This window comes from Nocardia alba NBRC 108234 (genome assembly GCF_001612665.1).
In the GTDB taxonomy this organism is placed as follows: domain Bacteria; phylum Actinomycetota; class Actinomycetes; order Mycobacteriales; family Mycobacteriaceae; genus Nocardia; species Nocardia alba.
The window spans coordinates 210,628-223,241 of record NZ_BDAX01000010.1 but is presented as its reverse complement, the minus strand read 5'-3'; the positions used below and the strand labels follow the sequence as shown (position 1 = coordinate 223,241).

The following is a 12,614-nucleotide window of genomic DNA, read 5'->3' as shown; positions in this document are numbered from 1 at the left end:
CCTGAACGCTATCTACCTGGAGTGCACTCCAAGCAAGACCGATTCTCACGGGACGGTGAAGTCAGCTGTAGTTCGGCAGCTCCTGGAGAGCCCACTTGTTGCCGTCCGGGTCGGCGAAGAATGTGAACCGTCCCCACGCCAAGTCCTCGACCGGAGTGGCCGCCACCCCCGCGGCGATCAGCTGTTCATAGGCCTTGTCGGCGCTGTCCACCACCATCTGCATGCCCTCGACACTGCCCGGCTCTGCGCTGGTGAGCCCGCGCCCGATGCAGATCGAGCACCCCGACCCAGGTGGGGTGAGCTGCACGAACCGGATATCCGGGGACGGCGTGTGGTCGTGATCGGCGATGAAACCGATGCTGGTGTAGAAATCCTTGGCCCGGTCGACATCGGTGACCGGGATGGCAACGAGTTCGATTTTCCAATCCATGCGGTCGAGCATGGCACGGGGGTCCGACGGAAACGTAGTGTGGATCACATGGCTGGTAAGGACATCGACCGCGTCAGGGCCCGCTCGGCTTGGGAAACGGTCAAGGAGAGCCCGGTGATCACCGCGATCGCGGTGGCGCCGGTGGTGCTCGTGCTCGGCGTGGTCTGGGCGTTGACGAACGGATTCGTCGCGTTCGTGCTCCTCGTGCTGCTGGGGGTGGGCATCGTCGTCGGCGGCAGGTTGCTCAAGTGAGCTGCCCGAGAGACCTCAGCGCGGGACGTGGAACCGGGTGAGTTCGCCCGTGCCGGGGCCGAGTTGTGCCCACGGTCGATCGAATTCGAGCACGGCCAGTGCCGAGGTGGGGAATTTGCGGCTGAGTTCGGTCGCCTGGTCGGAGTCGCGGTTGCCCGCCAGTTCCCATGCGGTCCACGGAATTCCGGGAACATGCCCGACGACCAACAGCGTCGAGATCGTGTCGTCGGTGAGCCCGATCAGTTCCATGAGGGTGTGCGGGTTCGCGTCGTAGATGTCGTCGGTGTACTCGACCGGTGCGGCGATGCCGGTGGCCGCGAGCGTCTGTCTGGTGCGCTCGGCCGTTGAGCAGCGCACCGCGTCGATCGGCGGCGCGGCGGCGCGCAACCAGTCGCCGGCCAGTGCCGCTTCGCGTTCACCACGCGGGGCCAGCGGGCGCGCGTGGTCGTCGACATTGTCGGGATAGGCCGATTTTCCGTGCCGCATCAGGATCAGGGTCGCCACCATGTGACCACCGTAATGCCGGGCGGCGATGAGGTAACAGTCACACTCGAGGCACACTGAAAGCTGCGTCACCATTGTTGGGCTCGTGGTTCACCCGCCGCGGGCCCCTGATGGGGGCGTCTCGAGCCACCGTCCACACATTTTCGAGGATCCGCACTATGGCCTACGTCATCACGCAGCGTTGTTGCAACGACGCCAGCTGCGTCACCGAATGCCCGGTCGACTGCATCCGTCCGACCCCGGATCAACCGGAGTTCGCCACGGCGGAGATGTTGTACATCGACCCCGACACCTGCATCGACTGCGGTGCCTGCGTCGATGCGTGTCCGGTGGACGCGATCTTCTCCGAGGACGATCTGCTCGCCTCGTTGTCCAGATACCGCGATATCAACGCAGCCTACTTCCAGCGGCACCCGCTCGAGTCGAACTTCGACCCGCTGAGCACGCCGACCCGGCCGCCCAAGAGTCTAGGTACTCTGCGCGTCGCGATCGTCGGCGCGGGCCCGGCGGCCTGCTACGCAGCCGACGAACTGTTGCGGCGCAGCGATGTCGAGGTCGAGATGTTCGACCGGCTGCCGACTCCGTGGGGTCTGGTGCGCGCGGGCGTCGCCCCCGATCACGCCGGCACCAAGAACGTCGCCGAGATGTTCGAGTCGGCGTTCCGCCGCGACACGCTCCAGTACTACCTCAATGTCGAGGTCGGTGAACACATCGATCATCAGGAGCTCCTCGACCACCACCACGCGGTGATCTACGCCGTCGGCGCCTCGAGCGACCGCGCGCTCGAGATCCCCGGCGAGGAGCTGCCCGGCAGCCACTCGGCCACCGAGTTCGTGGCCTGGTACAACGGCCACCCCGACTTCGCCGAGCGGACGTTCGACCTGTCCGGTGAACGTGCGGTGATCGTCGGCAACGGCAACGTCGCCCTCGATGTGGCGCGGGTGCTCACCGGCGACCCGGACGAGCTCGCCAAGACCGACATCGCCGACCACGCGCTGGACGCCCTGCGGCACAGCAACATTCGTGAGGTCGTGATCCTCGGCCGCCGTGGTCCGCTGCAAGCGGCCTACAGCTCGCCGGAGTTCCTGGCGCTCACCCATCGCAAGGGCGTCGACGTGATCGTCGACCCCGCCGATATCGAACTCGACCCGCACAGCCGCGCGTTGCTCGACGATCCGGATGTCGAGCCCTCGCTGCGCCTGAAGTACGAACTCGCGCGCGAGTATTCGACGGCGGGGGCCGACCTGGCGAACAAGCGGATCGTCTTCCGCTACCTCACCGCGCCGACCGCCGTGCACGGCACCGACGCGGTCACCGCGATCGAGTTCGCGCACAACGAATTGACCGAGGAGAACGGGCAATTGGTGGCCACCGCCACCGACCGCACCGAGACCGTCGACACCGGCCTGGTCCTGCGCGCGATCGGCTACCGCGGCGAACCCATCGCCGGCCTGCCCTTCGACGAGCGCCGCGGCACCGTGCCGAGCGAGCACGGCCGCGTCATCGACGCGACCGAGCCCGTCCCCGGCGTCTACGTCTCCGGCTGGATCAAGCGTGGCCCGCGCGGGGTGATCGGCTCCAACCGGGTCGACGCCGAGGAGACCGTCGAGGCGGTGATCGCCGACTTCATGGCGGGCAAACTCACCGCGCCGACCGGCGACCGGGCCGCCCTGCGCGCCCTGCTCGAGCAACGTCAGCCCGAGCTGGTCGACCGCAAGGGCTGGAAGACCATCGACCAGGCCGAGAAGACCGCGGGCAAGGCAGCAGGCAGGCCGAGGGTCAAGTTCACCACCCGCGCCGACCTCCTGAAAGCGGCAAAGGGCTAGAAGCAGAGCCGGCACGGGAACCCACCGCACCGGGTTCCCGCGCAGGCCGCGCCAAAGGATCGCCCGAACCCCGGCGGCGCCGGCCACCAGTATCCCGGTTCTCGGCCGCCTCGATCTGGACTGAGTGGAGGGTGCGACGAAGGAGTGCCCGCAGGGAGGGAAGATCGAGGCCTCCAGGCCGAGAACCCCGCGGCGCCAGCCGCCAAAATTACTGCCCCCGCGGCGCCAGCCGCCAAAATTACGGCAGCGGCATGATTCGGACGACGGTTGTGGTGACGCCGCCGACCACGAACCACAGTCGCAGCACCATCTGTCCGGTCCGGTCGCCCGGTTCGTGGCGGGCGCGCACCGTGATGTGCTCGCGGGCCAGCACCGGCGCCACGTACTCGATCACGGCGCGGTGCGGTCCCGCGACCAGCTTGGGGAAGTCGACCAGGAACTGCTCGACGGCCTGCCAGTAGCAGGCGTTGTTGACGTGGTTGTACTGGTCGATATCGGTCGCGCGTACCGGGAACGGCAGGTCGGCGTCGGATTCACGCGGCGCCGGATCGGTGAGGTAGGGCCGCCAGCGCAGGCGGTGTTCGTCGGTGGATCGGGCCAGGTAGGCCAGGCCGTCGTCGCTGATCCGGGCGGGCAGATTGCTCGATTCGCTGAGGTTGATCCAGAATCCCTCGGTTTCGATCAACCCGCCGCGTTCGCTGGTGATCCGTGTGCGCATGTTCGTCCACCGGGTGGACATCGCCGAACACCAGCGCTCGAGACGCACGTGATCGGGCCAGACGACCGGACGGATCACGTCGATGACGGTGCGGCGCACGATCCAGGTGGGATCGGTGCGGTGCAGCGCTGTTTGATTGAGCTCGTCCCAGGCGATGTCGGACAGGTAGCGCGCTATGGCGTCGAGGCGCAGTCGTCGATACGGATCCACGTCCCCGGCCCGGACGAGCCATGCCGTGGCGAAACCCGTGCCCTCCTCGGGAAGCGGGGCCAGTGGCTGATCGAGTGACACGTGTGCTCCTTGCGCGACACACCAGTGCGCCGCGACTTCTTGCGTAGTTCTGCACACGACTTTACGGGTCGCAGATCACACCCTCACGCCGAGTCGGGACTAGCGGTACCAGGTGTGGGTCACCAAGGGCGTAGCGGCGGGGTTGTCCTACATGACAGACCGATCGGCGCCCAGGTAACCTGCTGGAATGGCCGGCGGAGCGATGGCGGGCTCGATGTTCGGGCGCTATGAAATTCGCAGACTTCTCGGAGTCGGCGGTATGGGGGAGGTCTACGAGGCATACGACACCTCCAAGAATCGTGTTGTCGCTCTCAAGATGCTCAATCGCGAACTCGCCGGCGACCCCACCTTCGTGCAGCGCTTCCGCCGTGAATCGCAGGCCATGGCGAGCGTGCAGGAACCCCATGTCATCCCGGTGCACGACTGGGGTGAGGTCGATGGCGTGCTCTATATCGACATGCGCCTGGTGAAGGGTGTCGATCTCAAGGAGCGGCTGCAGCGGCACGGCAGGCTCACGCCCGTCGAGGCGGTGCAGGTGGTCGAGCAGATCGCGTTCGCGCTCGACGCCGCGCACGAGGTCGGTCTGGTCCATCGCGACGTGAAGCCGGGCAACATCCTGCTCACCGGCAACCTGTTCGCCTACCTGGTCGACTTCGGCATCGCCCACACCGCCACCGATCCGCAGCTCACCAGCGTGGGCAGCGCGGTCGGTTCGATGGCGTATATGGCGCCGGAGCGGTTCGAGAGTGTGCCGATGTCGCCGTCGGTGGATACCTACGCGCTCACCTGCGTTCTCTACGAATGCCTGGTCGGTCGGGTGCCGTTCCCGGTGAACAGCCTCGCGGGCGCGATCGGCTCGCATCAGATGGCGCCCGCCCCGCGTCCGAGCGCCGCCGACTCCGCGCTGTCCACGTTCGATCCGGTTGTCGAGCGCGGCATGGCCAAGCGCCCCGACCAGCGCTACGCGACCCCGGTCGACCTGGCCCGGGCCGCCAGAGCGGCGCTGATCCAAGCCGAACGATCCACTCCCGCCACGGTTTCCGGACCCCGGATCGAGATCACCGGCCCGCAGACACCGCCGAGCCGGGTCGGCGATCTCGCTGCCCCGCCGACCACCCGTGGTTCGGCTGTCGTCCCGGCCGATTCGCAACCCCCGCCGACTCAGGACTCGGCGGCCCTTTCGCCCCCGACCCGGGATTCCGCGGCGCTGTCGCGTGACTCGCAATCGCGCCCGATGACCCACGGTGCGGCCGCCTATTCCGCCGAACCGTATTCGACGCGCCGCGTGACGGGCCCGCAATCCGCGGGCGCGCAGCCGACGCGCCGGGTGACCGGACCCCAACCCACCGGCGCGTATCGGGCGGCGCAACACGAGCCCACGGTCCTGCGCGCGTCACCGGGTGTGGTCGGCCCCGGCCAGGGGAGTGGCTACACCCATCCGTCGGCACCGTTACCGATTCCCCCGCGGCGTAGTTCGGCGATGCCGGTGCTGGCCGGTGCGCTGGGTTCGCTGATCGTGTTGGCGGCGGTCGGCATCGGGGTGTGGTTCATGATGACCGTCGGCGACCGCCGCGATGTGGCCGTCTCGCCGCCGTACCCCTCCGGCGTCGTCGATCCTCCCGTGATCGAGACCGTCAGCCAGACGGTCCCCACCACGGTGCCGTCACCGGCGAAGACGACCGTCCCCCCACTGCAGTCGACGGTCTCCGGGGCCGACGGGCAGGGCTTCCTGACCGCGGGTCCACGCTGCAACGACAACGACGCCGCGATGTCGATCGCCCGCACCACCAAATCGCGTGTCGTGATCTGCCACACCGGCGACCAGCGGTATTACTACAAGGGCCTCCGAGTCAGTGACGGCGCCGGGATCGAACTCGATGATCCGGTACCGAACGGTGGTGGCGCGTACACCGTGACCAATCCGACCGACGGCACCCAGTACCGGATCGACGCGTCCGCTCTCACGATCGTCAAGGCTGGTTCGGTGCTCGCCAGCGAGCCGGTCACCGAGTTCGCCCATCGTTGATCCCACCGGCGGGTTATGTTCGCGGGGCAATGTCATCAAGAGAGGTGTCGAAATGCGCGCAGCCCAGGTCAGCAAGTTGGACGGACCCTCGGCGATCGAGATCGTGGATCTGCCCGAGCCGGTGGCCTATCCGGGCGGTGTGCTGATCGACGTGCACGCCGCGGGCATCGCCTTCCCCGATGTGCTGATGACGCGCGGTCTCTACCAGATGAAGCCGGGCCTGCCGTTCGTCGTCGGCGGCGAGGTGGCCGGTGTCGTTCGTGAGGCGCCGGAGGGCTCGTCGCTGCGTCCCGGCGACCGGGTCGCCGCGCTGACCATGCTCGGTAACGCCGTCGCCGAGGTGGCGGTCGCGCCGGAGAACGCCGTGTTCCGCCTGCCGGACAATGTCTCTCTCGAAGCGGGCGCCGGCGTGGTGTTCAACGACCTCACGGTCCATTTCTGCCTGACCGAGCGGGGCAGGCTCGCCCAGGGCGAGACCGTCCTGGTGCACGGCGCGGCCGGTGGTATCGGTACTTCCACGCTGCGCATGGCCAAGGCGCTCGGCGCGGGCCGGGTGATCGCGGTGGTCAGTACCGAGTCGAAAGCCCAGGTGGCCAAGGCCAACGGCGCGATCGATGTGGTGCTGGCCGAGGGCTGGCTCGCCGCGGTGAAGGAACTGACCGAGGGGCGCGGTGTCGATATCGTCCTCGACCCGGTCGGCGGCGACCGCTTCACCGACAGCATTCGCTCGCTGGCGGGCGGGGGTCGACTGCTGGTCGTCGGTTTCACCGCGGGGGAGATCCCGACGGTGAAGGTGAACCGCCTGTTGCTCAAGAACGTCGAGGTCGTCGGCGCGGCCTGGGGCGAATGGGTGATGAGCCACCCCACTTACCTCGCCGAACAGTGGGCCGAGATCGCACCACTGTTGGCCTCCGGTGCGATCCCCGCTCCCGATCCGGTGTTGTACCCGCTCGACAAGGCCGCCGAAGCTGTTGCGGCACTGGACAACCGCACAGCCACCGGCAAGGTGGTCGTGCAGCTGCGCTGACGCTGTCGTGGTCGGGGGGTATCGTCGGCCGGGTCGTCGAAGGAGTGGGATGCAGCTGTCGAACCGGGTGCTGAACCGGACGTTGCTCGCCCGGCAGCATTTGCTGGAGCGTTCGACGTTGACCACCGCCGAGATGTGCGATCACCTGGTCGGCCTGCAAGCCCAGGACGTGCCGCCGCCGTTCATCGGATTGTGGAGCCGGATCACCGATTTCGATGCGGCGACGGTGTCGAACGGTCTCGACGACCGGTCGCTGGTGCGGATCACCCTGATGCGCGGCACAATTCATCTCGTCACGCCGCCGGATGCGTTGCGGATCGCGCCGCACATCCAGCCCGAGCTCGAGAAGGTTCCGTTCCGTCAGGGTTTCAACTACGGCGCGATGGTCGGCCTCGACCCCGGCGAGGTGCGCGCGCACGGGGAGGCGGCGCTCGGTGACGAGCCGAAGTCGGCGGCCGACCTGCGCGCCGAAGCCGCCCTCCGCTACCCCGACCGCGACGCCGGAGCGGTCCTGCAGACGTGGCTGTACCAACTCCCCGTCCTGCAAACACCCCCGCGCGGTCGCTGGGGCGACAACAGCCGCCCGGTCTGGTCACGAGTTCAGCCCTGGCTGGGCGCACCACTGGACCCGACCTACCCGGTGTCGGAGTTGATCCTGCGGTATCTGCGTGCGTTCGGTCCCGCCACCACAATGGACATGCAGGCGTGGTCGCGCCTGCCCGCCATGAAGAAGGCCGTCGCCGACCTCGGCGACCGGGTGCGCACCTACACTGATGCCCGCGGTCGAACCCTGTACGACGCGGCTGATCTCGACCTCGCCGATCCTGACCTGCCCGCCCCGGTCCGGTTGCTCGGCTGGTACGACAACGCGCTGCTGTCGCACCAGGACCGCGCGCGGATCACCGGCGACGACAACCCGCCGACCCTGCGCGCCTTCGCCACCAATGTCTCGCCGATCCTGCTCGACGGTTTCACCGCCGGGGTGTACAAGATCTTCGTCAAGTCCGGGACCGCGCGGCTGCGGATCAGTCCAGCTCGCCCGTGGACGAAAACCGAAGCGACGCAGGTGGAGTCGGAAGCGAGCGCATTGCTCGCCTTCCTCGAGGCCGACTCCGTACCCGTCGTCGAGATCCTCGAACCCGGCGCCGACCTTCGCCCGTGACATTGCTTTAACGTCAGTGCAACAACCGCTTCCTAGGGTCGTGCCCACGACGTTCATGGCTGCAACGGACGACGTGCTCCGCTGAATCCGGCGAGCGAACCAGCCGCATCCCGAAAGAGGTGCGCGCATGGAATCCGTCGCGTCCGTAGTCATCACTGATGTCACCGTCTACACCGAGCAGGGCTGGGCGCCCGGCGAAGTCGTGATCGAAGGCGGTGTGGTCGTCGCCTTGGGGGCCGCGCCCGAACACGCGGATCTGCCCCGTTTCGACGGCGGTGGTGGTTATCTGCTGCCGGGCTTCGTCAACACGCACACGCACCTACAGCAGGCGGTCCTGCGTGGCGTCGGCGAGGGTCTGCCGCTGCTGGAATGGCTGCGCTGCGTCGGCGAACACACCGTGGCCGCCACCCCGGCGCAGACCTACCTCTCGGCGCTGGCAGGCGGCCTGGAGCTGCTGCGCAGCGGCGTCACGACGGTTGTCGAACATCTGTGGCCGAACCCCTCCGACGAGATCCACCAGGCGATGATCCGCGCGCTGCGAGAGCTCGGCATCCGCGTCGTCCTCGGGCGCGGCATCGCCGACCGCGCCGACAGCACCCGTAAATGGGGCCTCGACCCGCGCCTGCTGCAGCCGCTCGACGAGACCCTCGCCCACGTGGACGAGCTCGACAAGCAACTCGTCGGCAGCCGCATCACCACCGCGCTGGCCGTCCCCAACCCACGCTGCCTCACTCCCGACGGCATGGCGGCCGCTCGTGAGTACGCCCGGGCCACCGGCAAAACCGTGTCGATACATGTACTCGAGACCACCACCGACGACGACATGTGCCGATTGCATGCGGGTGTCCGCGCTGTCGACTACCTCGACGCGCACGGTTTTCTCTGGGATCGCACCCTGGCCGTGCACTGCGTCAACCTCGACGAGCACGGCCGCGCGGTGTTCGCCGAACGCGGCGTCGCCGTCTCCTACAACCCGGTCTCCAATATGCGCCTCGGCAGTGGCGTCGCTCCGGTTCCGCAGATGCTCGCGGCGGGCATCGACGTCACGCTCGGCGTCGACGGCGCCGCGAGCAACGACACCCAGGACATGCTGCTCACCCTGCGTCTCGGCGCGTACCTGCAGCGCGCGGCCAACAAGCAGGCCGACCTGCTCGGCTTCGAACAGATGCTGCGAATGGCGACCGGCGCCGCGGGCCGGGTGCTCGGCGGTCCCACCCGTACCGGCCTCGCTGTCGGGGACCGCGCCGATCTCACGCTCGTGCGCTTCGATCGTGACTTCGCCTGCCTGCCGGTACTCGACCCCGGCGCCACCCTGCTCACCGCCGCGTCATCGCGGGTGATCGACACCGTGTGGGTCGACGGCGAGCCCGTGATCCGCGACGGAATGAGCACCCGTGTCGATCATCAGGACCTCGCACGACGTCTGATTCGCATGCGATGACTGTTAATAAGTCGGAAATGAACGATGCATTGCATGTAATTCGTCTAGTTCAAACTGAAATCACTCAGAAGTTGCACGCAACAATGACATACCGCAGGAGAAGGTGATCACGGTGACGCTCTACGACACGGTGAACGACGCCGACGCGAGAACGCTGCTGTCCGGCATGGAGGTCTCTTTCGCCGGCGTGAGCAAGCGATTCGGCGGCGAAGCGGGCACACTCGCCCTGACCGACGTCGACCTCGACATCCGCGAAGGCGAATTCGTCGCGGTGGTCGGACCGTCCGGCTGTGGCAAGTCCACGCTGCTGCGCTTGGCCGCCGGTCTGGAGCCGGTGAGCTCGGGGGCCGTCGCGGTGCGGACGAATTCGATCGGCTTCATCTTCCAGGAAGCCACGTTGCTGCCGTGGCGCAAGGTGCGCCGCAATGTCGAACTCTCGGCCGAACTGGCCGGGGTCGACCGCAGGACCCGCCGCGACCGGGTCGAACGGGCGATCCGAGCTGTCGGCCTGGCCGACTTCGCGAACAAACTGCCGAGTCAGCTCTCCGGCGGCATGCGCATGCGCGTCTCGCTGGCCAGGGCGCTGTCGCTGCAACCGCGCCTGATGCTGCTGGACGAACCCTTCGGCGCGCTCGACGAGATGACCAGGCTGAACATGCAGGAAGAGTTGCTTCGCCTCTACCGCGACAACGCCTTCACCGCCCTGTTCATCACCCACTCGGTCTCCGAGGCCGTGTTCCTCGCTTCGCGCGTGGTGGTGATGTCGGCCAGGCCGGGCCGCATCCACGAGGTGATCGATGTCGACCTGCCCTACCCGCGTGAACGCGAACTCCGCTTCGAACCCGCGTTCACCCACCTCGTCTCGCGCATCTCGCGCTCGTTGAAAGAAGCTGCCTGATGGTGAGTGTCGCGACCCGTGCGCCCGCCGCACCGAAGATCGGGCTGCCGACGGCGAACCTGCGCAGATTCGGCGGCGCCCTGGTGGCGCCGATGGTGTCGATCACCGTGGCCTTGGCCGCCTGGTACGCGGTGTCGATGCTGATCCTCAGCGAGGGGCGCCGCTTCCTGCTGCCGCCGCCGCACGTCGTGTTGCGTGAATCCCTCGCCGACCCGAGGAAACTCGAGGTGATGCTGGAGGCGCTGGCCGTCACCGCCAGGGTCGCGATCACCGGCCTGCTGATCTCGGCGGTGCTCGGGGTGGCGATCGCGGTGCTGATGAGCCAGGCCAAACCGATCGAGAATGTCGTCTATCCGTACGCTGTTGTGCTCCAAGCGATTCCGGTCCTCGCGGTGGTGCCGCTCATCGGCTTGTGGCTGGGCTACGGCTTCGCCGCCCGCACCACCGTGTGCGTGTTGATCGCGATCCATCCGATCATCGCGATGACGCTGTTCGGCATCAAATCCGTCGACGGCAACCTCCAGGAACTGTTCACCCTCGGCCGAGCCGGTCGCCTGCGTCGGCTCTGGTCACTGCAACTGCCCGCCGCGCTGCCCTCGACACTCACCGGATTACGCACCGCCGCAGGGCTTTCGGTGACCGGCGCCATCATCGGCGACATGTTCTTCGCGCAGGGCAAACCGGGCATCGGCACCTTGCTCGACACCTACCGCGCCCGCCTGCAATCCGAGGACCTGATCGGTGCGCTGCTGCTGGCCGCCCTGTTCGGCGTGCTCGTGTTCACCGTGTTCACCGTCATCCAGAAGGTCAGCGTCGGCCGCTGGCACAACTCCGCCCATTAGCTCGACAGGACTCCCCATGAAGACATCTCCCTTGCGCCGCATAGGTTTCGCCGCGCTGGCTGTGCTGCTGGCAGGCACCGCGTCCGCCTGTTCCGACGACACCACCACCGCTCCCGCGGTCGCGCTCGAACCGGCACCGGCCGAACAACAACTCGCGGGCGACTGCCCCGCCACCGTGGTCGTCCAGCTGCAGTGGGCACCGGAAACCGACTCCGGCCCCCTCTTCGGTCTGCTCGGACCCGGCTACACGGTCGACGCCGACAACAACAAGATCACCGGCCCGCTCGTGGCCGAGGGTAAGGACACCGGCGTGCGGCTCGAGATCCGGGCGGGCGGCCCGGCCATCGGCTTCCAGACCGTGCCGTCGCAGATGTACGTCGACCAGAGCATCACCCTCGGTCTCGCGCACTCCGAGCACGCCATCGCCGCCGCTGGTCAGCAGCCGATCATCGCCGTCACCACGCTGCTGCGCAACAGTCCCCAGATGTTGATGTGGGACCCGAAGACCAACCCCGGCTGGACTGGTATCGCCGATATCGGCAGGTCCGGCAAGCCGGTCGTGGTCTCCAAGGGGCAGCTGTACCCGGATTGGCTCGTCGCTCGCGGGCTGGTGCGCAAGGAGCAGGTCGACGCCTCCTACGACAACTCGCCCTCGCGCTTCGTGACCGATCCGTCCTTCGCCCAGCAGGGCTTCGCCAACGCCGAACCGTTCACCTACGAGCACGAGGTGCGGGCCTGGAACAAGCCGGTCGGCTACCAACTGCTCAAGGACGTCGGCTACGAGGGCTACGCCCGTACCGTGAACGTGCGCGCCGACAAGCTGGCCGAATTGCGCCCGTGCCTGCGGAAACTGGTGCCGATGATCCAGCGGGCCACCGCGGCGTTCAAGGCCGATCCCACCCATGTCAACGATGTCGTCATCGATGTGGTGGAGCGCAACCCCAAACTCAGCCCCTACAGCGCCGAGTTGGCCGCCTTCGGTTCCAGGGCGCTCATCGACGGCGGCCTGATCGGCAACGACACCGACGGCGTACTCGGCAGTTTCGACGAGGCCCGCGTCCAGCGCATCATCGACGAATTCGGACCCATCCTGCGCGCGGGCGGGGCGAACGTGCCCACCGGCCTGACCGCGAAGGACCTGGTCACCAAGGAATTCCTCGACCCCGCCATTTCCGTCACCGGCTAAGGAGACACCGC

The 12,614-nt window shown here is 67.6% G+C and carries 12 protein-coding genes; 9 read left to right on the top strand and 3 right to left on the bottom strand.

Annotated elements, in window-relative coordinates:
• Positions 1–61 precede the first annotated feature (61 nt).
• Positions 62–430, bottom strand: coding sequence for a VOC family protein (locus tag NA12_RS13520; protein WP_067449778.1), 369 nt, complete (start codon positions 428–430; stop codon positions 62–64).
• A gap of 48 nt (positions 431–478) precedes the next feature.
• Between NA12_RS13520 and NA12_RS13515 the strand changes: the two genes are divergently transcribed.
• Positions 479–682, top strand: a complete 204-nt coding sequence (locus NA12_RS13515) for a hypothetical protein (protein ID WP_067449681.1) — start codon at positions 479–481, stop codon at positions 680–682.
• A 15-nt stretch (positions 683–697) separates the two neighbouring features.
• Here NA12_RS13515 and NA12_RS13510 read toward each other — a convergent pair whose 3' ends face one another.
• The gene (locus NA12_RS13510) at positions 698–1,189 is read right to left on the bottom strand and encodes a SixA phosphatase family protein (protein ID WP_067449680.1); all 492 of its coding nucleotides are present in this window, start codon (positions 1,187–1,189) and stop codon (positions 698–700) included.
• A gap of 155 nt (positions 1,190–1,344) precedes the next feature.
• Between NA12_RS13510 and NA12_RS13505 the strand changes: the two genes are divergently transcribed.
• A complete protein-coding gene (locus tag NA12_RS13505) occupies positions 1,345–3,012 on the top strand; it encodes an FAD-dependent oxidoreductase (RefSeq protein WP_067449675.1) in 1,668 nt (555 codons plus the stop codon).
• Between the two features lie 238 nt (positions 3,013–3,250).
• Here NA12_RS13505 and NA12_RS13500 read toward each other — a convergent pair whose 3' ends face one another.
• Positions 3,251–4,021 (bottom strand): acyl-[acyl-carrier-protein] thioesterase, encoded by a 771-nt coding sequence (locus NA12_RS13500; RefSeq protein WP_067449673.1) that lies wholly within the window; start codon positions 4,019–4,021, stop codon positions 3,251–3,253.
• 187 nt (positions 4,022–4,208) lie between these two features.
• Between NA12_RS13500 and NA12_RS13495 the strand changes: the two genes are divergently transcribed.
• From NA12_RS13495 to NA12_RS13465, 7 genes are all read left to right on the top strand, one after another.
• Entirely contained in the window at positions 4,209–6,047 is a 1,839-nt protein-coding gene (locus NA12_RS13495; protein WP_067449671.1) for a serine/threonine-protein kinase, read from the top strand.
• Positions 6,048–6,099: 52 nt separating this feature from the next.
• Positions 6,100–7,074, top strand: a complete 975-nt coding sequence (locus NA12_RS13490; protein WP_067449669.1) for an NADPH:quinone oxidoreductase family protein — start codon at positions 6,100–6,102, stop codon at positions 7,072–7,074.
• A gap of 49 nt (positions 7,075–7,123) precedes the next feature.
• Positions 7,124–8,236, top strand: a complete 1,113-nt coding sequence (locus NA12_RS13485) for a winged helix DNA-binding domain-containing protein (protein WP_067449667.1) — start codon at positions 7,124–7,126, stop codon at positions 8,234–8,236.
• Between the two features lie 127 nt (positions 8,237–8,363).
• Complete coding sequence (locus NA12_RS13480; protein ID WP_067449665.1) at positions 8,364–9,677, top strand: amidohydrolase family protein; 1,314 nt, start codon at positions 8,364–8,366, stop codon at positions 9,675–9,677.
• A 112-nt stretch (positions 9,678–9,789) separates the two neighbouring features.
• Complete coding sequence (locus NA12_RS13475) at positions 9,790–10,575, top strand: ABC transporter ATP-binding protein (RefSeq protein ID WP_067449777.1); 786 nt, start codon at positions 9,790–9,792, stop codon at positions 10,573–10,575.
• The gene (locus NA12_RS13470) at positions 10,575–11,417 is read left to right on the top strand and encodes an ABC transporter permease (protein WP_084472746.1); all 843 of its coding nucleotides are present in this window, start codon (positions 10,575–10,577) and stop codon (positions 11,415–11,417) included. The genes NA12_RS13475 and NA12_RS13470 overlap by 1 nt, the downstream gene beginning before the upstream one ends.
• Positions 11,418–11,433: 16 nt before the next feature.
• Positions 11,434–12,603, top strand: coding sequence for a substrate-binding domain-containing protein (locus NA12_RS13465; protein WP_067449663.1), 1,170 nt, complete (start codon positions 11,434–11,436; stop codon positions 12,601–12,603).
• The last annotated feature ends 11 nt before the right edge of the window (positions 12,604–12,614 follow it).